Here is a 17,941-nt window from a genome sequence, read left to right as displayed (position 1 = left end):
GGCGGGGGCGCGGCGTACGGCCCGCGGACCCAGCGCCCGCGGGCAGGACACCTGCGCGTACGGGCGCCTACAGGTACGGCCCGCCCGAGCGGCCGCCCGTGCGGGGGTCGTCGCCGCCGTCGTGCCCGATACCCGGGGGCAGGGCACGGCGCATCTGCTCCAGCTGGGCGCGGGCGGCCATCTGCTGGGCGAACAGAGTCGTCTGGATCCCGTGGAAGAGACCCTCCAGCCAGCCCACCAACTGCGCCTGTGCGATGCGCAGTTCGGCGTCACTGGGGGTTCCCTCGTCGGTGAACGGCAGCGAGAGCCGCTCCAGCTCCTCGACGAGTTCCGGCGCCAGGCCGTCCTCCAGCTCCTTGACCGAGCTCGCGTGGATCTCCTTCAGCCGGACCCGGCTGGCCTCGTCCAGGGGAGCCACGCGCACTTCTTCGAGAAGCTGCTTGATCATGCTGCCGATCCGCATGACCTTCGCGGGCTGCTCCACCTGCTCCGTCACCGGGGTCTCACGGGAGTCGTCGTCCCCGCCACCGCCGAGCGCCATTCCGTCCTGGCCCACGACCAGGATCTGCGGATTCTCCGGCGACCGTTCGTTCCTCGGCATCTCCATGCCGCCATTGTCGCGCACCCGTACATGCCACTTCCGTGGCGCCCCCCACGGAAGGCGGTCCACCGCGTCATTTCCCGGCGTCTTCGCCCCAGGGGAGACCCAGCCGGAGCAGACGGGCCTCGCAGTGGTCCAGCCAGCGGGACTCCGCCTCGGCACAGCAGATCAGCTGCTCCACGACCAGCAGCCGGGCCACCTCGCACGGCCCCCCGAGCGGGCCGGCCAGGACCTCGGCGCGCTGCCGCACGTAGTCGTGCAGCGCCTCGGACACATGGCGGCGCTGCGCCTCGACGACCTCGCGCACATCGACGCCGGGCGCCCCCACCGCCAGCACCAGCTTGATCGCCAGTTCGTCGCACGGCGGAGCCGTCCGCTCCACCGGCCGCGCGTACCAGGCCCGCAGCTCGGCGCGGCCCGCCTCGGCCAGTGCGTAGACCACCCGGCCGGCCTCGTCCACGCCCTCCCGGGTGACCAGGCCGTCGTGCTCCAGGCGGCCGAGCGCGGCACAGACCCGGCCGATGTCCAGCGGCCGGGCCGCCCCCGTGCGCGCCTCGAACTCGGCGCGCAGCCGGGAGCCGTGGCTGGGGCCGTCCGCCAGGAGCGCCAGCAGTCCGTGACGTATCGCCATAACCGGATTGTGCAGTGGGTTCGACCCGGTGGCCGATCCTGGAATGCCGGATTGGTCCAGTGATGTGACTGTTGTTGCAGAAATGACCTGATCCGCTGGCCGGGCACCGTGAGGGGGTCCCCGACGTGACTCCATGGCTGCGCGCTCTGCTGCGGGCGACGGGACTGCTGATCGCCCTGGCAGCGGCCGTCCTGGCCGGTGGCTCCGCCGCGCCGCACGACATCGCGTCCGGGGCCGCCGCGGACGCCTCCGGCGCCTCTGCGTCCGGTACGTCTGCCTCGGGCACCGCCGCCCCCCGGATGGCCGCCGGATCCCGCTCCTCGCCGGCCCACGGGCCCCCGCCGTCCTCGTCCCCTTCTTCCCCTCCTTCCTCTTCCTCTCTTTCGTCATCGCCGTCCCCGTCCTTGTCGTCCTCCGACCCGTCGCGGGCCGGGACCCGCCCCGGTGGGGGACGGCATCGGCCGGGGCGGCCGCACTGGTGGGAGAGGGAGGGGGAGCGCGACGACGGCAGCGAGGACTTCGAGAGCGCGAGCGCGACGCCGGAGGCGACGAGCGCCTCGCCCTCGGGTCAGGAGGCCGCTCCCGTGCCGTCCGGGCCGCAGGACAGTCCCGGCGCCCTGCCCGTCGCGCAGCCCGAGCTCGGACCCGTGCTGCGGTCCCTGTCCCTGGGCAGCGGGCTCGTCCTGATCGGCCTGGGCCTCGGCCTGGCGTTCATCGCCCTGCGGTTGCGCCGGAGCTAGCTCCGGCGCAACCGGTACGGCGGCCCAGGTGCGGGGATCAGGGCGTCACCAGGAGCACCTTGCCGATGTGGCCGCTCTCCTCCAGGATCCGGTGGGCGGCCGCGGCGTCGCTCATCGGGAGCTCCTGGTCGACCACCGGCCGGACGTGCCCGTCGGCGATCAGCGGCCAGACGTGTTCGCGTACGGCGGCGACGATGGCCGCCTTCTCGCTCAACGGGCGGGCGCGCAGCGAGGTCGCGCTGATCGCGGCCCGCTTGCCGAGCAGGGTGCCGATGTTCAGCTCGCCCTTGGCCCCGCCCTGCATGCCGATGATCGCGAGCCGGCCGTTGACGGCGAGGGCCTGGACGTTGCGGTCCAGGTACTTGGCCCCCATGTTGTCGAGGATCACGTCGGCGCCGTTCCCGTCCGTGGCCCGCCGGATCTCCTCGACGAAGTCCTGCTCGCGGTAGTTGATCAGGATCTCGGCGCCCAGTTCGGCGCAGCGCTCGAGCTTCTCCTTGGTGCCCGCGGTCACGGCGACCTTCGCGCCCACGGCCCGGGCGAGCTGGATCGCCATCGTGCCGATGCCGCTGGAGCCGCCGTGCACGAGCAGCGTCTCGCCGGGGCGCAGTTGGGCGACCATGAAGACGTTGGACCAGACGGTGCAGGTCACCTCCGGCAGCGCCGCGGCCTGCCTCAGGCCGATGCCGTCGGGCACGGGCAGCAGCTGACCGGCCGGAACGGCGACCTTCTCGGCGTAACCGCCGCCCGCGAGCAGTGCGCACACCTCGTCGCCGACGGCCCAGCCGGACACCCCGGGACCGAGCGCGGCGATCCGCCCGGAGCACTCCAGACCGGGGTACGGGGAGGCACCGGGCGGCGGGTTGTAGAAGCCCTGCCGTTGCAGGAGGTCGGCCCGGTTGACGGCGCTCGCCGCCACCTCGACCAGCACCTCCCCCTCGCCGGGCACGGGATCCGGTACCTCGTCCCACACCAACGCCTCGGGCCCACCGGGTTCGGGAATCGTGATCGCATGCATGGGCCCGACGCTACTGCTTCGCGGTGCCGTCGTCAGTCCTGGGGAAGCGGCCGTGTGTCAGGGGTGACCTTCGTTCCCGGTGTGGCCCGGACGATGGTGATCAGACGGTCGGTCAGCTCCAGTTCCCGTACGGACGGGTCGTCGTAGCCCAGCACCCGGTGTCCGCGCAGCACGCTCACCACCAGGTCGTCCATGTCCCGCGGGTCCTGACCCACCTCGGCCTTTATGACGGGCCGTTCAATGATGTCCAGGCCGCTGCCCTGCTGGATGAGGTCCTCCAGGACCATGCTCGCGGCCGGACTGAGCACGGACAGCCCGAGCAACCGCCCCGCCGCACTCGCGCTGGTGACGACGGCGTCGGCCCCGGACTGCTTGAGCAGCGGCGCGTTCTCCTCCTCCCGCACCGCCGCGACGATCTTCGCCGCCCGGTTGATCTGCCGGGCGGTCAGCGTGACCAGCACGGCGGTGTCGTCCCGCTGGGTGGCGATGATGATCTGCCGTGCCCGCTGCACCTCGGCCCGCATGAGCACCTCGCTGCGGGTGGCGTCTCCGACCACGCCCGCGTAGCCCTCCGCCGTGGCCGCGTCGACCACCTTGGCGCTGGGGTCGACCACGACGACCTGCTGCTTCTTCAGCCCGGCCGCACAGACGGTCTGGAGCGCCGACCTCCCCTTCGTGCCGAATCCGACGACGACGGTGTGATCGCGCAAAGTGGACCTCCAGCGATTCTGACGCCATTCCTCACGGGTTCGCTCGGTGAGGACTTCGAGTGTGGTGCCGACCAGGATGATCAGGAAGATCACACGCAGCGGGGTGATGACGAAGATGTTGGTGAGACGCGCGCTGTCGCTGACAGGGGTGACGTCGCCGTATCCGGTCGTGGAGAGGGTCACCGTCGCGTAGTACGCAGCGGCAATGAGGTCCATCGGGGCTTCTTTGGCACTGTCCTGGTATCCCTCGCGGTCGGCGTAGACGATCACAACCGTCACGAGCAGCACCAGCACCGCCAGGAACAGTCGTTTGCCGACCTGCCGTATCGGGCGCTCCACGACTTTTCGGGGGAGCTTCACCCGATGGGTCACGAGATGCTCGTCCGCCTGGCGGGCTATCGCGTCATGGCCCGGAAGTTTCACGTGAAACACACCCCGATTCCGGCGGCGGCCCAGGGCAGGTCGAGGAGTTCGGCCTCCTGACCCGGCCGGGAGCCACCCGGTGGTACGACAGCCAGGGCATCGGCCGCCGCGACGCCGCGCAGCATGGCGGGACCGTTGTAGTGCAGCGGAACGGCGCGGTCGCCGCGCAGCACCACGGGCACGAGCCGGGTGTCGTCCGGGTGCCCGTGGACCGCGTCCGTCAGCGGCAGCGTGTACGGCTCCGGGGCCGGGCGCGCGGCCAGCGTGCGCAGCAGCGGCTCGGCGAGCGTCAGCAGACCCGAGACGGCCGCGAGCGGATTGCCGGGCAGGCCGACGAGGTGCTGGTTCTCCTTGGTGCGGGCCAGGAGCATGGGGTGGCCGGGGCGCACCTGGACGCCGTCCACCAGCAGTTCGGCGCCGATGCGGCGCAGGGTGGGGTGGACGTGGTCGACCGGTCCGGCGGCGGTTCCCCCGGTGGTGACGATCACGTCGGCCTGCGACCCGGTGACCGCCTTGTGCAGGGCCTTGGCGTCGTCGCCGATCCGGCGCACACGGGTGACCTCGGCGCCCAGCGCGCGCAGCCAGGGCGGCAGCATCGGACCCAGCGCGTCCCGGATCCGTCCGTCGTACGGCAGGCCCTCGGTGAGCAGTTCGTCGCCCAGCACGAGGACGTCGACGCGGGGGCGGGGGACCGTGGCGAGGGTGTCGTACCCGGCGGCCGCGGCCAGACCGAGCACCACCGGGGTCACCAGGGTGCCGACGGGCAGCAACTGGTCGCCACTGCGGCACTCCTGCCCGCGCTGGCGGATGTCCTTGCCGTGCCAGGACTCCTCGGTGGCGTGCAGCCGGCCCTTTGCGTCGGTGCGGCCGTGTTCGCTGCGCAGCACGGCCGTGGTGTCCTGCGGGACGCGGGCGCCGGTCGCGACGCGTACCGCCTCGCCGTCGGTCAGCGGCTCGGGCTCGTCGTGCCCGGCCAGGACGCCCTCGTCACGTACGTCCCAGGGGCCGGGGCCGGCGACCGCCCAGCCGTCCATGGCGGAGGTGTCGAAGGAGGGCAGGTCGCACAGGGCGGTCAGGGGTGCGGCCAGGACCAGTCCCAGGGCGGCCTCGAGGGGCACCGGAACGGGGGCCCGGCGGGCACCGGCACGGGCCGCGCGGGCGGCGGTCTCGCGGGCCTGCGGCCAGGCGATGGCCTGGTGGCGGGCCTCCTGGAAGTGCGCGGGGTGCGGGGTGCCGTGACCGGACCCTGCGCTCCCGTCGTCCTCGAAGGAGGCGGAACCGGACACGGGGGTGCCACTGCGTCCCGCCCGGCTCCGGCCGGGCTCGGGGGCACGCCGACTGCTGCCTTCGTTCACCAGGGCGAGCGCCTCCTCCACGTCGAAGTCCTCGGCATCCTCGGCGTTCTTGGCGGTCTTGGACTTCTCGGTGTCCTCGGCGGTTTCAGCGGTTTCGCCGACCCGCATGCCACGGCCGGGCATCAGACGTCCGGGCGGGTGTCGGGCGTGGCGTCGGGCGCCACGTCGGGCGTGCCGGTGCCGCCGGCGGTCTCGTCCGCCCAGCGCTGGGCGAGGGCCGCGGCCTTGCGGGCGGCCTCGGCGACGGCTTCGGGGCCGCCCTTGGCCTGCGCGGCCGCATAGCCGACGAGGAAGGTGGTCAGGGGTGCCGCGGGCCGGGCCACGCCGTGGGCGGCGTCGCGGGCGAGGTCGAGCAGCGCGCGGGTGTCGACGTCCAGATCGATGCCCAACTCGTCCTTGACTGCGGAAATCCATTCATCCAACACGTGCCCATGCTCCCTGATACGTGCTCTGGCGATGACGATGTCGTCCCAGGTGTCGCAGTCGAAGGACGCGACGTCGTCGGGGACGCGGGTGAGATCGAGCGCGGCGGTGAGCCGACGCAGCGGCAGCCCGGTGAGGGCGCCGTCCCGGGCAGAGCCGCCGTCGGACGCGGCGCGGGCGAGCGCGGCCAGCGCGCGGCGCAGCGCCTGCGCGCGATAGGCGGCCACGAGCGGCTGGTCGCGGCCGCCGGCGTCGGTGAGCAGCACGCCGTCGGCCCGGCCGGCCCTCAGGGCCGTCAACAGCCGCCGTACCGTGTCGCGTTCGAGGAACGGCAGGTCGGCGGAGAGTACGACGACATGGTCCGCCGTGGTGTGGCGCAGCCCGGCGTCGAGCGCGGCGAGCGGTCCGGCGCCGGCCGGTTCCTCGCGTGCCCAGCGCACGGGCCGCGCGGTGGGGCGGGGGTCGGCGACCACCACCGTCGTGTCCGCGTCGGCGCAGGCGGCGAGCACGCGGTCGAGCAGCGCGCGGCCGCCGACGCGCAGGCCGGGCTTGTCCGCGCCGCCGAGCCGCCGGGCGGCTCCTCCGGCGAGCACGACGGCGTCGTGGGCGAGGGGCTCGTAGGAGGTCACCCCCCGAGTATGCGTCCCGCCCGCGATCAAGGGGAACGCGGGCGGGACACTGCCGTCACAGCGTGCGCAGCAGCACCGCCGGCTGTTCCACGCAGTCGGCCACATATCGCAGGAAACCGCCCGCCGTGCCGCCGTCGCACACCCGGTGGTCGAAGGTGAGCGAGAGCTGGACGACCTGCCGCACCGCCAGCTCGCCCTCGTGCACCCACGGCTTGGGGACGATGCGGCCGACGCCGAGCATGGCGGCCTCGGGGTGGTTGATGATCGGTGTGGAGCCGTCGACGCCGAACACTCCGTAGTTGTTCAACGTGAAGGTCCCGCCGGTGAGTTCGGCCGGGGTGAGGGTGCCGGCGCGGGCCGCCTCGGTCAGCCGGGCGAACTCGGCGGTCAGCGACTCCGCGTCGCGCGTGTGCGCGTCCCGTACGACCGGGACGACGAGCCCGCGTTCGGTCTGCGCGGCGAAGCCGAGGTGCACGGCGTCCAGCCGGACGATCTCCCTGGCCTCCATGTCGACCCGCGAGTTGAGCTCGGGATGGCGGGCGAGCGCGGCCGTGCAGATCCGGGCCAGCAGCGCGAGCAGGGAGATCTTCTGTCCCCCGGCGGCGTTCATGGCGGCCCGGGCGCGCATCAGCTCCATGGCGTCGGCGTCCACCCAGCAGGTCGCGTCCGGAATCTCCCGGCGGCTGCGGGACAGCTTGTCGGCGACGGCGCCGCGCACCCCCTTGAGCGGAACGCGGGAGCCGGAGGCCTGCGCCGGCCCGGCCGCGGGCGCGGTCGCGGTCGCGGGAGCGGCCGGTGCGCCGACACCGCGGCCGCGTGCCGCGTCGGCCCTGAGCACGTCCTCGACGTCCGCGCGCAGGATCAGCCCCTCGGGCCCGGAGCCCGACAGCTGCCGCAGGTCCACGCCGTTCTCCCGCGCGAGGCGGCGCACGAGCGGCGAGATCACGGGAACGGGACCGTCGGCGGGCCGCTCGGCCACCGCGATCGCGTGGGCCGCCGGGACGCCTGCCGTACGCGCGGACCCGTTGGCGGCCGGTGCCGCGGCCGCGACGGGCGCCGCCGCTTCCACGGTGCCGCTCGCATCGCGCGAGCCCGACGCCATCGGTGCCGGGCGCACCCTGCGGCGGCGCGCCGGAGGCGCCCCCGTGCCGTAGCCGACCAGGACGTTGCCGGAGCCCTCGGTGTCGTCACCCGCGTCACCCGCGGCACCGGCGTCCTGCTCCCCGACCGCCACCGCCAGCAGCGGCGCTCCCACGGGCAGTTCCGCGCCCTCCTCGCCGAAGCGGGCGGTGACCACGCCGGCGTAGGGGCAGGGCACCTCGACCATCGCCTTGGCCGTCTCGACCTCGACGACCGGCTGGTCGATGGCGACCACGTCACCCACCTCGACCAGCCAGCGGACGACCTCCGCCTCGGTGAGCCCCTCCCCGAGGTCGGGGAGCCTGAACTCCAGCACCTGTGCCATCAGCTCTCCGCCTCCCACTGCAGACGCGCCACGGCGTCCAGAATCCGGTCGACACCGGGCAGGTGGTGCCGCTCCAGCATCGGCGGCGGGTAGGGAAGGTCGAACCCGGCCACACGCAGCACCGGTGCCTCCAGGTGGTGGAAGCAGCGCTCCGTGACACGGGCGGCGATCTCCCCGCCCGGGCCGCCGAACCCGGTCGACTCGTGCACGACGACCGCGCGCCCGGTGCGCCGCACCGACGCGCACACCGTCTCGTCGTCGAACGGCACCAGCGAGCGCAGGTCGACGACCTCCAGCTCCCAGCCCTCGGCCCGCGCCGCCTCGGCGGCTTCGAGGCAGACGGGCACGGACGGGCCGTACGTGATCAGCGTGGCGCTCCTGCCGGTGCGCCGCACCACCGCGCGGCCCACCGGCTCGACAGTCTGCGGGTCGTCCGGGTTCCAGGTGTCCTTCGACCAGTACAGCCGCTTGGGCTCCAGGAAGACGACCGGGTCGTCGGAGTCGATGGCGGCCCGCAGCAGCCCGTAGGCGTCGGCCACGGTCGCGGGCGTGACGACATGGAGCCCCGGAGTCGCCATGTAGTACGCCTCGGAGGAGTCGCTGTGGTGCTCCACACCGCCGATGCCGCCGCCGTAGGGGATGCGGATGGTGATCGGCAGTGGCATTTTGCCGCGGGTGCGGTTGCGCATCTTCGCGACATGGCTGGCCAGTTGCTCGAACGCCGGGTAGGCGAAGGCGTCGAACTGCATCTCGACCACCGGGCGCAGCCCGTACATGGCCATGCCGACGGCGGCGCCGAGGATGCCGGCCTCGGCCAGCGGGGTGTCCGTGCAGCGGTCCTCGCCGAACTCCTTGGCGAGGCCGTCGGTGATGCGGAAGACGCCGCCGAGGGTGCCGACGTCCTCGCCCATGACGTGCACGGCGGGGTCGGCGGCCATCGCGTCGCGCAGCGCGCGCGTGAGGGCCTGGGCCATGGTGGCCGGCTTGAGCGCGACGGTGGTCATCGGGCCGTACCCTCCTCCGACTCGGCCTGGAGCTCGGCGACCAGCTGGTCGCGCTGCTCGCGCAGCTGCGGGGTCGGCTCCGCGTACACGTGGGCGAACAGGTCCATGGGGTCGAGCGGCGCGTCCTGGTTCATGCGCTCGCGCAGCCGCGCGGCCATCGCTTCGGCGTCCTCGCGAGCGGCGCTGACGCCGTCCTCGTCGAGCAGGCCGCGCTCGGTCAGCTCCCGCTCCAGCAGCTGGATCGGGTCGTGCTCGCGCCAGGCCTCGACCTCGGCGTCGCCGCGGTAGCGAGTGGCGTCGTCGGCGTTGGTGTGGGCGTCGATGCGGTAGGTCACCGCCTCGATCAGGGTGGGCCCGCCTCCCGCGCGCGCGTGCCGCACGGCGTCGGCGAGCACCTCGTGCACGGCGGCGGCGTCGTTGCCGTCGACCAGGCGGCCGGGCATGCCGTACCCGACGGCCTTGTGGGCCAGGGACGGTGCCGCGGTCTGCTTGGCGAGCGGGACGGAGATCGCGAAGCCGTTGTTCTGCACGAGGAAGACGACGGGGGCCTGCCAGACGGCGGCGAAGTTCAGCGCCTCGTGGAAGTCGCCCTCGCTGGTGCCGCCGTCGCCGATCATCGCCAGCGCGACCACGTCGTCGCCCTTGAGGCGGGCGGCGTGGGCGAGGCCGACGGCGTGCGGCAGCTGGGTGGCGAGGGGCGTCGACAGCGGGGCGACACGGTGCTCATAGGGGTCGTAGCCGGTGTGCCAGTCGCCGCGCAGCAGCGTCAGGGCCTCGACGGGGTCGACGCCGCGGGCCACGACGGCGAGCGTGTCGCGGTAGCTGGGGAAGAGCCAGTCGCGCTCCTCCAGGGCGAGCGCCGCGGCGACCTCGCAGGCCTCCTGGCCGGTGCTGGAGGGGTAGACCGCCAGGCGGCCCTGCTTGGTCAGGGCGGTGGCCTGCGTGTTGTAACGGCGGCCCAGGACCAGCTGCGCGTACAGACGGCGCAGCAGCTCCGGATCGGCCTTCGCGGCCGCCTCCGTCCCCAGGACGCGGTAGGGCTCCGCGTCGGGCAGCAGCGGCGCGGGGTCGGTACGGGGCTGCCAGGCGGGCGGCGGCGATGGCCGGTACGCGCCCCGCTGCTCCATGACCGTCATGACGGCACCTCCTCGTGGGAGCGGCTACGAGAGGCGCGTCGGCTGTGACGCGCCCCACCTACCGATTGTTCGGTCGTCGGCACATTTTGGCTACAGGCGGGCCCAGGCTGTGGACAAACGGTTCTCCACAACCTGAGATGGACGCACTACGTCCACGAGGGAAAGGCGGGGGGACATGGCACCTGAACAAATGGCCGAGGAGCCGGACGGCGCCGCACCGCCGCCGCGCCCGCTGGACGTCATCGACCAGGACATCCTGCGCATGCTCCAGACGGACGGGCGCGCGTCGATACGGTCGGTCGCCGAACGGGTCCACGTCTCGCGCGCCAACGCCTACGCCCGGATCAACCGGCTCATCGAGGACGGCGTCATCCGCGGCTTCGGCGCCCGCGTCGACCACGAGCGCGCGGGGCACGGCACCTCCGCGTACATCACGCTGAAGATCGTGCAGAACACCTGGCGCACGGTGCGCGAGCAGCTCAGGCAGCTGCCCGGCGCCCACCACATCGCGCTGGTCGGCGGCGACTTCGACGTCCTGCTGCTGGTGCACACCCCGGACAACCGGGCGCTGCGTGAGCTGGTCCTCACCCGGCTCCAGGCCATCCCCGAGGTGCTCAGCACGCGCACGCTGCTGGTGTTCGAGGAGGAGGACCTGGAGCCGCAGGGCTGAGGCGGTACGGGGGTCAGTCCTTGCGCAGCCCGGAGAAGACCAGCCGCGTCACCGCGTCGGCCACCTCGCGCTCCGCCATGCCGCGCCCGTCGGGCCGGTACCACTCCACGATCGAGTTGATCATCCCGAAGACGAGCCGGGTCGCCAGCCGCACCTCCACGTCGGCGCGCACGTCCCCCTCCTCGGCCGACGCCCTCAGCAGATCGGCCACCCGGTGGTCGAAGTCGCGGCGCCGCTCCAGCGCCCAGCGCTCGGTCTCGGTGTTGCCGCGCACGCGCAGCAGCAGCGTCACATAGGGCAGTTCGGCGATGAGCACCTCGACCATGCGCCGCACCACGTGCTCCAGGCGCTCGACGGCGCGCCCCGTGCGCGCGTGCTCCTCGTCGAGGATCCCGAACAGCTCGTCCAGCGCCCGGCTGACCGCCCGGCGCAGCAGCTCCTCCTTGCCGGCGACGTGGTGGTAGATCGACGACTTGGAGATGCCGGCCGCCCGGGACAGATGCTCCATGGAGGTGCCGTCGTAGCCGCGTTCGATGAAGACCTGCACGGCCACGGACAGCAGCGTCTCCGGGGTGTACGTGTCGCGCCTGGCGGTGGTCATGAGGTGCCCTCCCGCTTGTCGGTGGCGTAGGCGTGGCGGTAGAGCGCGAGCGACGGCGCGTAGCGGCCGGACGGATCGCACTCGTGCAGGTTGTCCAGCACGGAGCAGGCCCAGCTGCCGCCGAGCCTGCGGCTCCACTCGAAGGGCCCGAGCGGGTAGTTGACGCCCAGGCGCATCGCGGTGTCGATGTCCTCCTCGGTGGCCGCGCCCTTGGCGACGGCGTCGTGCGCCAGGTCGACGATCCGCGCGACCGTGCGGGCGACGATCATGCCGGGGACGTCCCCGATGACGCTGACCTTCTTGCCGAGCGCCTGGAACAGGCCGGTGGCCTCGGCGACGGTCCGCGGCGAGGTGTCCCGGGAGGCGGACAGGGCGATCCGCGTGGCCCCGCGGTAGTCGAGGGCGAGGTCGAAGTAGACGACGTCCCGGAACTCCACCGAGGTCTGCCCGTCGGCGAGGACGAGCTGGCCACCGCTCGGCAGCACCAGGCGGGTGCCGTGGTCCTCGTCCTCCTCGCGCACCTGGATGCCCGCCTCCCTGATCAGGGCGAGCAGGTCCGAGGCGGGTCCGAGGCCGCCCTCGGCGACCACGTACGCGGGCGACGCCTCCCGTTCCGCGGTGTGCGGCTCGGGGCGCTCGGCGCCCTCGCGGTAGTCGTACCAGCCCTGGCCGCTCTTCCTGCCGTGCCGGCCGGACTCGACCAGACGGCGCTGGGCCAGCGAGGGGGTGAAGCGCACGTCCTGGAAGAACGACTGCCACACCGAGTGGGTGACGGACTCGTTGACGTCCTGCCCGATGAGGTCGGTCAGTTCGAAGGCGCCCATCCGGAAGCCGCCCGACTCGCGCAGGACCGCGTCGATGGTGGCGGGGTCGGCGCCCTGGGACTCGTACACCGCGAAGGCCTCGGCGTAGAAGGGCCGGGCGATGCGGTTGACGATGAAGCCGGGGGTGTCCGCGCAGGCCACGGGGGTCTTGCCCCAGGCGCGGGCCATCTCGTACGCGCGCGTGGCCGACGTGACGTCGGTGGCGAACCCGGAGACCACCTCGACCAGCGGCATCAGCGGGGCCGGGTTGAAGAAGTGCAGGCCCACGAGGCGGCCCGGGACGCGCAGCGCGCCGCCGACGGCCGTCACCGACAGGGAGGAGGTGTTGGTGGCGAGCAGGCAGTCGTCGCCGACGACGCCCTCCAGCTCCTTCAGCAGCTCCTGCTTGACGTCGAGCCGCTCCAGGACGGCCTCGACGACCAGCGCGCAGTCGGCGAGTTCGGTCAGGGCGTCGGCGGCCAGGAGCCGGGCGCGGGCCGCGTCCCGCTCGGCGCCGGTCAGCCGGTCCTTCTCGACGAGCCGGTCGAGCCGGGCGCCGATCTCGGCGGCCGCCTCCCGGGCCCGCCCGGGCACGGCGTCGTACAGGCGTACGGTGTGGCCCGCGACCAGCGCGACCTGGGCTATGCCCTGGCCCATGGTGCCGGTGCCGACGACGGCCACCGGACTGCTGAGGTCGAGTGCTGTCATGTGCGCGATCCTCCCGCACGGTGCTGTCCACAGATGCGGCGGACCCCTTGTACCGACCGATCGTTCGGTTACTCTAACTCTGACCGCCTGTTCCTGCCCATGGCCGTGACCATGGAGATGCCAGATCACGGGCTCGACGAGGAGCTCTTGAGACGAGGAGTTGGTCCCGCATGGCCGCCGAACTGACCGCACACGAGCTGATCGCCAGGCATCGGCCCACCTTGGACCAGGCGCTGGAGGCTGTCCGCACCCGCGCGTACTGGTCGCCCCACCCCGAGCACCCCAAGGCCTACGGGGAGAACGGCAGCCTCGACGCGGCCGCCGGCAAGGCCGCCTTCGACGCCGTCCTGGGCACCCGCCTCGACCTCGGCCAGCCCGGCACGGACGACTGGGTGGGCGACGAGGTCTCGCCGTACGGCATCGAACTGGGCGTGAGCTACCCGCACGCGGACATCGACGTGCTGCTGCCCGCCATGAAGGCCGGCCAGCGGGCGTGGCGGGACGCGGGCGCGGAGGCGCGCGCCATGGTGTGCCTGGAGATCCTCAAGCGGATCAGCGACCGGACGCACGAGTTCGCGCACGCGGTCATGCACACCTCCGGCCAGGCCTTCATGATGGCGTTCCAGGCGGGCGGCCCGCACGCCCAGGACCGCGGCCTGGAGGCGGTGGCGTACGCGTACGTGGAGCAGGTGCGCACCCCCGACACCGCCGAGTGGACCAAGCCGCAGGGCAAGCGCGACCCGCTCGCCCTCACCAAGCGGTTCACCGCCGTCCCGCGCGGGATCGCGCTGGTCATCGGCTGCAACACCTTCCCGACCTGGAACGGCTTCCCGGGCCTGTTCGCCTCCCTGGCCACCGGCAACGCCGTCCTGGTCAAGCCGCACCCGCGCGCGGTGCTGCCGCTCGCGCTCACGGTGAAGACCGCCCGCGAGGTGCTCGCCGAGGCCGGCTTCGACCCGAACCTGATCGCGCTCGCCGCCGAGCGTCCCGGCGAGGGCATCGCCAAGACGCTCGCCACCCGCCCCGAGATCAGGATCATCGACTACACGGGCTCGACGTCCTTCGGCGACTGGCTGGAGGCCAACGCCCGCCAGGCGCAGGTCTACACGGAGAAGGCCGGCGTCAACACGGTGCTCGTGGAGTCGACCGGCGACTACAAGGGGATGCTCGCCAACCTGGCCTTCTCGCTGTCCCTCTACAGCGGCCAGATGTGCACCACCCCGCAGAACCTGCTGATCCCCCGCGACGGCATCCGTACCGACGAGGGCCCCAAGTCCTTCGACGAGGTGACCGCCGACCTCGCCAAGGCGGTGGACGGGCTCCTCGGCGACGACGCGCGCGCCAACGCGCTGCTCGGCGCGATCGTCAACCCGGACGTCAAGGCCCGTCTGGAGGCCGCCGCGGGCCTCGGCGAGGTCGCGCTCGCCTCCCGCGAGATCGCCAACCCGGACTTCCCCGGCGCGGTCGTCCGCTCGCCGGTGATCGTGAAGCTGGACGGCGCCAAGCCGGACGCCGAGGCCGCGTACATGAACGAGTGCTTCGGCCCCGTCTCCTTCGCCGTCGCCGTCGACTCGGCCGCCGACGCGGTGGAGCTGCTGCGCCGCACGATCCGCGACAAGGGCGCGATGACGGTGGGCGCGTACACGACCGACGAGGAGGTCGAGGAGGCGGTGCAGGAGGTGTGCCTGGAGGAGCCCGCCCAGCTGTCGCTGAACCTCACCGGCGGGGTGTACGTCAACCAGACCGCCGCCTTCTCCGACTTCCACGGCTCCGGCGGCAACCCGGCGGCCAACGCGGCCCTCACCGACGGCGCGTTCGTCGCCAACCGCTTCCGCGTGGTGGAGGTCCGCCGGGAGGCATAAGCCTCTCAGGACGCGGGTGCGCCCTTGGTGGCGCTCCAGTGGTACAGCGTCATCGCCACACTGGTGGCGAGGTTGTAACTGGAGACCTGGGGGCGCATCGGCAGCGCCAGCAGGTGGTCGGTGCGCGAGCGCAGCTCGGCCGACAGGCCGCTGCGCTCGGAGCCGAAGGCGAGCACGGCGTCGTCGGGCAGCTTCACCCCGCGGATGTCCTCACCCTCCGGGTCGAGCGCGAACAGCGGCCCACCGGGCAGTTCGTCGACGTCCAGCCGCTCCACGGCGGTCGCGAAGTGCAGCCCCGCCCCGCCGCGCACCACCGTCGGGTGCCAGGGGTCCAGGGTGCCCGTGGTGACCACTCCGGTCGCCCCGAAACCGGCGGCCAGGCGGATCACCGCCCCCGCGTTGCCCAGGTTGCGCGGCTGGTCCAGGACGACGACCGGCGCGCTGCGGGGCGAGTGCGCCAGCGCCCTCAGATTGGCCTGGCGGGAGGGCCGTACGGCGAGGGCCGCCACGGCGGTGGGATGCGGGCGCGGCACGAGGGAGGCGTACGTCTCCCGCGGCACCTCGCTCAGCAGGGCGTCCAGCGCGTCCCGTACATCGGGGGCCAGCTCGTCGGCGAGGGCGAGCGCCGCGTGCCGGTCGACGGTGACGGCCACCGGCACCTCGGCCCCGAAGCGCAGGGCGTGCTTGAGGGCATGGAAGCCGTCGAGCAGCACGGAACCGCCGGCCAGCCGGTGCCAGGCGCGTACGGGGTCACTCATGCCGGGAAGCCTACGCGGGCGAGCCCGGCGTCCTCCGGGGAGCGTGGGTCCTTCGCCGGGGGCCGGTCCCCGCCGCGCCGCAGTCGCGCGCGTGCCGCGAGGCCGCCCAGGCGGCGCAGGAAGGGCGTCGGCAGGAACACCGAGTCCGCCGCGATCATCGCCAGTGAGAAGAACGGCAACCCCAGCACGACCGCGATCACGGCGTGCTCGGCCATCATGACCGCCAGCAGGACGTTCTTCACCCGCCGGTTGAGCAGCGTGAACGGGAAGGCGACCTGCGCCATCACCGTCCCGTAGGTCACCAGCATCACCAGCGTGCCGCTGGCGGACAGCAGACCGGCCAGGGCCGGCCAGGGCGAGAAGTAGTCCAGGTGGAGCGGGTAGTAGACGGCGGTGCCGTCCTGCCAGCGCGAGCCCTGGACCTTGTACCAGCCGGCCGTGGCATAGATCAGGCAGGCCTCGGCCATGATCACGAGCAGGGCGCCGTTGTGGACGATGTCGGCGACGACGTTCAGCAGCATCCGCGGCTGCGCCGAGCGCGCCCACCGTCCGACCGCCCACCACAGGGCCAGGCCCAGCCAGACCGTCCACAGGAGGGCGGGCACGAACACCTCGCCCTGCATCCGGCCCGCCGCGGTGACCACGGCCAGGAACAGCCCCAGCACGCTCCACAGGACGGGACCGGCCCGGTCGGGCACCCGCTCCCCGCGCGCGTGTGCCGCCCGTACCCGCGCGGCCCGGCGCGCGTCGAGCGACCAGACCTGGCCGCAGCGGGTGAACACCAGGTAGAGCGACATCAGGTGCAGCACGTTGTCGCCGCCGTCGCCCACGAAGACGCTGCGGTTCTGCAGGGAGAGCACGCCGACCATGAAGAGCACGGACGTGGTGCGGGTGCGCCAGCCCAGCACGAGCAGCAGGCTCGCCAGCACGCCCAGCGCGTAGCACGTCTCGAACCAGAGATCGCCGCGGAACCACAGCAGGGCCGTGAAGGCACCGTTGTCCGAGGCCAGCTGCTGGGCCAGGTTCCAGCTCCACGGGCCGTCGGGGCCGTAGAGCTCATGGCGGTGGGGGAACTCACGCAGCAGGAACAGCAGCCAGGTCAGCGAGAGGCCGATGCGTATGACGGCGGTCTGGTAGGGGCCGAGGGCCGCCTCGGTGACCCGGGTGATCCCGCGCGAGACCGCGAGCGCGAGGCGGTTCACCGCACGCCTCCCCGGGTCTCGCCGGCCGGCACCGTCCACCAGGGCAGCGAGCGGTAGGCCGGCTTGCCTGTCGCCTTCTCGTTGCTCCACAGGGGCGGGGGCACGTTGCTGGTGCGGCTGCGGATCTGGACGCGTTCGAGGACGCCGCCCGCGCCGGCCGCGTCCCCGCGTTCCAGACGCAGCACCGCGATGCGGCGCAGGTACTGCTCGGCCAGGGTGCCGCGCAGGCCCACCGGCCGGTTGTCGGCGTCGTGGGCGGCGCCGTAGAAGTCCCAGGCGCGGCGCAGTTCGTTCTGCTGGGTGTGGCTGGGCAGCAGATTGCCGTCGATGGCCCGGCCGTCCTCGGCGGACAGGTCGTACCAGCCGGTGGTACGGGTGCCGCCGTCCGCCGTGCCGATCTCCGCGCGCACCTGGACGGCGACGTTCTGCTGGAGCGGGTTCGGCGCGAACAGCTTCCAGTTCTGCTCGAACTCCGGGTAGATCCACCCGTCGACGGCCTCTGCGTGCTCCCTGTTCACCGTGTTCGACGGCGTGACGTGCAGGAACACCATCCCGAGATGCACACACACCACGACGGCGACCACCGCGAGCACCAGCACCGCACCCACTTGATACGGCAGGGACAACGCAGCGACACCACCCCGGGACGCCGGCTCACCGGAGGCGGGCGCGGGCGCAGATATGGGGGCGGGAGCCGCGAGCGCGACGGGGCCAGGGCCAGGAACGGGACCGGGGCCAGGACCGGGGTCGGGAACAGGGCTGGGGTCGGGAGCCGGGACTGCGGCCGGGCCGGGACCAGGAGCAGGACCGGGACCGGTGCCAGAACCGGGACCGGTGCCAAGGCCGGTGCCAGCACCCGGAGCGGTGCCAGGGGCTGAGCGAGGAGCAGGAACGGAGACGGGCGCGAGGGCCGGGGCCTTCTCGTCCGGCCCGGTTGCGTCCCCGGCGTCCCCGGCGTTCTCGTCCGGCCCGGCAGCGGCCGACGGCCCGTCTGCGGACCCGACGGCGGTCCGGGAGCCCTCGTCCGGCCGGGCGCCCGGGCGACTGGGGGCGCGTGAGGCGGTCGAGTCGTCGTCGTGCGCGTTCATCCCGCCCCGTTTCCGATCCCGGTCCGTCCTCCGGCCGCCACCCGGCCGCGGGGCGCCGTACCGCCCGCGCGCACCGCTTCCCGGTGCCGCACCGGAACGGTACTCAGGGCCGCC

At 73.2% G+C, this 17,941-nt stretch carries 17 protein-coding genes; 3 read left to right on the top strand and 14 right to left on the bottom strand.

Annotation, left to right across the window (positions count from 1 at the left end):
• Positions 1 to 67 precede the first annotated feature (67 nt).
• Together ACIQFZ_RS23855 and ACIQFZ_RS23850 are read right to left on the bottom strand one after the other, a co-directional pair.
• The gene (locus ACIQFZ_RS23855; RefSeq protein ID WP_365429527.1) at positions 68 to 607 is read right to left on the bottom strand and encodes a bacterial proteasome activator family protein; all 540 of its coding nucleotides are present in this window, start codon (positions 605 to 607) and stop codon (positions 68 to 70) included.
• 67 nt (positions 608 to 674) lie between these two features.
• Complete coding sequence (locus ACIQFZ_RS23850; RefSeq protein WP_402692083.1) at positions 675 to 1,232, bottom strand: PadR family transcriptional regulator; 558 nt, start codon at positions 1,230 to 1,232, stop codon at positions 675 to 677.
• Between the two features lie 125 nt (positions 1,233 to 1,357).
• Between ACIQFZ_RS23850 and ACIQFZ_RS23845 the strand changes: the two genes are divergently transcribed.
• Positions 1,358 to 1,972 carry a hypothetical protein gene (locus ACIQFZ_RS23845; RefSeq protein ID WP_376652342.1) on the top strand — a complete coding sequence of 205 codons (615 nt, stop codon included), beginning with the start codon at positions 1,358 to 1,360 and terminating at the stop codon, positions 1,970 to 1,972.
• A gap of 37 nt (positions 1,973 to 2,009) precedes the next feature.
• Here the strand turns inward: ACIQFZ_RS23845 and ACIQFZ_RS23840 are convergent, their stop codons facing one another.
• From ACIQFZ_RS23840 to pdhA, 7 genes are read right to left on the bottom strand one after another with little or no spacing between them, the layout of a single operon-like run.
• Positions 2,010 to 2,990, bottom strand: coding sequence for an NAD(P)H-quinone oxidoreductase (locus ACIQFZ_RS23840; RefSeq protein WP_402692082.1), 981 nt, complete (start codon positions 2,988 to 2,990; stop codon positions 2,010 to 2,012).
• Between the two features lie 32 nt (positions 2,991 to 3,022).
• Complete coding sequence (locus ACIQFZ_RS23835) at positions 3,023 to 4,123, bottom strand: potassium channel family protein (RefSeq protein ID WP_365421492.1); 1,101 nt, start codon at positions 4,121 to 4,123, stop codon at positions 3,023 to 3,025.
• Positions 4,120 to 5,601 (bottom strand): molybdopterin molybdotransferase MoeA, encoded by a 1,482-nt coding sequence (locus tag ACIQFZ_RS23830; protein ID WP_402692081.1) that lies wholly within the window; start codon positions 5,599 to 5,601, stop codon positions 4,120 to 4,122. The genes ACIQFZ_RS23835 and ACIQFZ_RS23830 overlap by 4 nt, the downstream gene beginning before the upstream one ends.
• Positions 5,601 to 6,530, bottom strand: a complete 930-nt coding sequence (locus ACIQFZ_RS23825; protein ID WP_402692080.1) for an NTP transferase domain-containing protein — start codon at positions 6,528 to 6,530, stop codon at positions 5,601 to 5,603. The genes ACIQFZ_RS23830 and ACIQFZ_RS23825 overlap by 1 nt, the downstream gene beginning before the upstream one ends.
• 55 nt (positions 6,531 to 6,585) lie before the next feature.
• Positions 6,586 to 7,995, bottom strand: a complete 1,410-nt coding sequence (locus ACIQFZ_RS23820) for a dihydrolipoamide acetyltransferase family protein (RefSeq protein WP_402692079.1) — start codon at positions 7,993 to 7,995, stop codon at positions 6,586 to 6,588.
• Positions 7,995 to 8,999 (bottom strand): alpha-ketoacid dehydrogenase subunit beta, encoded by a 1,005-nt coding sequence (locus ACIQFZ_RS23815; protein WP_361413430.1) that lies wholly within the window; start codon positions 8,997 to 8,999, stop codon positions 7,995 to 7,997. The genes ACIQFZ_RS23820 and ACIQFZ_RS23815 overlap by 1 nt, the downstream gene beginning before the upstream one ends.
• Positions 8,996 to 10,135, bottom strand: a complete 1,140-nt coding sequence (gene pdhA / locus ACIQFZ_RS23810; RefSeq protein WP_402692078.1) for a pyruvate dehydrogenase (acetyl-transferring) E1 component subunit alpha — start codon at positions 10,133 to 10,135, stop codon at positions 8,996 to 8,998. Before pdhA ends, ACIQFZ_RS23815 begins: the two co-directional genes overlap by 4 nt.
• 190 nt (positions 10,136 to 10,325) lie before the next feature.
• Here pdhA and ACIQFZ_RS23805 point away from each other — a divergent pair, with 190 nt between their 5' ends.
• On the top strand, positions 10,326 to 10,805 hold the full coding sequence (locus tag ACIQFZ_RS23805; protein WP_365421505.1) for an Lrp/AsnC family transcriptional regulator: 480 nt from the start codon (positions 10,326 to 10,328) through the stop codon (positions 10,803 to 10,805).
• Between the two features lie 13 nt (positions 10,806 to 10,818).
• Here the strand turns inward: ACIQFZ_RS23805 and ACIQFZ_RS23800 are convergent, their stop codons facing one another.
• Both ACIQFZ_RS23800 and ACIQFZ_RS23795 read right to left on the bottom strand, forming a co-directional pair.
• The gene (locus tag ACIQFZ_RS23800) at positions 10,819 to 11,406 is read right to left on the bottom strand and encodes a TetR/AcrR family transcriptional regulator (protein WP_361413436.1); all 588 of its coding nucleotides are present in this window, start codon (positions 11,404 to 11,406) and stop codon (positions 10,819 to 10,821) included.
• The gene (locus tag ACIQFZ_RS23795) at positions 11,403 to 12,917 is read right to left on the bottom strand and encodes a 3-hydroxyacyl-CoA dehydrogenase (RefSeq protein ID WP_365421480.1); all 1,515 of its coding nucleotides are present in this window, start codon (positions 12,915 to 12,917) and stop codon (positions 11,403 to 11,405) included. The genes ACIQFZ_RS23800 and ACIQFZ_RS23795 overlap by 4 nt, the downstream gene beginning before the upstream one ends.
• A gap of 170 nt (positions 12,918 to 13,087) precedes the next feature.
• Here ACIQFZ_RS23795 and paaN point away from each other — a divergent pair, with 170 nt between their 5' ends.
• The gene (paaN, locus tag ACIQFZ_RS23790) at positions 13,088 to 14,779 is read left to right on the top strand and encodes a phenylacetic acid degradation protein PaaN (protein ID WP_383057600.1); all 1,692 of its coding nucleotides are present in this window, start codon (positions 13,088 to 13,090) and stop codon (positions 14,777 to 14,779) included.
• A gap of 5 nt (positions 14,780 to 14,784) precedes the next feature.
• Here paaN and ACIQFZ_RS23785 read toward each other — a convergent pair whose 3' ends face one another.
• The 3 genes from ACIQFZ_RS23785 to ACIQFZ_RS23775 are packed head-to-tail and all read right to left on the bottom strand — an operon-like array spanning position 14,785 to position 17,365.
• Positions 14,785 to 15,537 (bottom strand): TrmH family RNA methyltransferase, encoded by a 753-nt coding sequence (locus tag ACIQFZ_RS23785; protein ID WP_402692077.1) that lies wholly within the window; start codon positions 15,535 to 15,537, stop codon positions 14,785 to 14,787.
• A complete protein-coding gene (locus ACIQFZ_RS23780; RefSeq protein WP_402692076.1) occupies positions 15,534 to 16,739 on the bottom strand; it encodes an HTTM domain-containing protein in 1,206 nt (401 codons plus the stop codon). Before ACIQFZ_RS23780 ends, ACIQFZ_RS23785 begins: the two co-directional genes overlap by 4 nt.
• Positions 16,736 to 17,365, bottom strand: coding sequence for a DUF5819 family protein (locus tag ACIQFZ_RS23775; RefSeq protein ID WP_376652346.1), 630 nt, complete (start codon positions 17,363 to 17,365; stop codon positions 16,736 to 16,738). Before ACIQFZ_RS23775 ends, ACIQFZ_RS23780 begins: the two co-directional genes overlap by 4 nt.
• Positions 17,366 to 17,941: the final 576 nt, after the last annotated feature.

It is taken from the genome of Streptomyces sp. NPDC093064 (assembly GCF_044754605.1).
GTDB lineage: Bacteria > Actinomycetota > Actinomycetes > Streptomycetales > Streptomycetaceae > Streptomyces.
Note: the sequence above shows the minus strand (reverse complement) of the source record. Positions and strands in the feature narration are given on the sequence as shown.

Coding starts and splice junctions, on each gene's coding strand:
- ACIQFZ_RS23855 (WP_365429527.1), bottom strand. CDS start 607: ATGGAGATGCCGAGGAACGAACGGTCGCCGGAGAATCCGCAGATCCTG.
- ACIQFZ_RS23850 (WP_402692083.1), bottom strand. CDS start 1,232: ATGGCGATACGTCACGGACTGCTGGCGCTCCTGGCGGACGGCCCCAGC.
- ACIQFZ_RS23840 (WP_402692082.1), bottom strand. CDS start 2,990: ATGCATGCGATCACGATTCCCGAACCCGGTGGGCCCGAGGCGTTGGTG.
- ACIQFZ_RS23830 (WP_402692081.1), bottom strand. CDS start 5,601: ATGCCCGGCCGTGGCATGCGGGTCGGCGAAACCGCTGAAACCGCCGAG.
- ACIQFZ_RS23820 (WP_402692079.1), bottom strand. CDS start 7,995: ATGGCACAGGTGCTGGAGTTCAGGCTCCCCGACCTCGGGGAGGGGCTC.
- ACIQFZ_RS23815 (WP_361413430.1), bottom strand. CDS start 8,999: ATGACCACCGTCGCGCTCAAGCCGGCCACCATGGCCCAGGCCCTCACG.
- pdhA (WP_402692078.1), bottom strand. CDS start 10,135: ATGACGGTCATGGAGCAGCGGGGCGCGTACCGGCCATCGCCGCCGCCC.
- ACIQFZ_RS23805 (WP_365421505.1), top strand. CDS start 10,326: ATGGCCGAGGAGCCGGACGGCGCCGCACCGCCGCCGCGCCCGCTGGAC.
- ACIQFZ_RS23800 (WP_361413436.1), bottom strand. CDS start 11,406: ATGACCACCGCCAGGCGCGACACGTACACCCCGGAGACGCTGCTGTCC.
- ACIQFZ_RS23795 (WP_365421480.1), bottom strand. CDS start 12,917: ATGACAGCACTCGACCTCAGCAGTCCGGTGGCCGTCGTCGGCACCGGC.
- paaN (WP_383057600.1), top strand. CDS start 13,088: ATGGCCGCCGAACTGACCGCACACGAGCTGATCGCCAGGCATCGGCCC.
- ACIQFZ_RS23785 (WP_402692077.1), bottom strand. CDS start 15,537: ATGAGTGACCCCGTACGCGCCTGGCACCGGCTGGCCGGCGGTTCCGTG.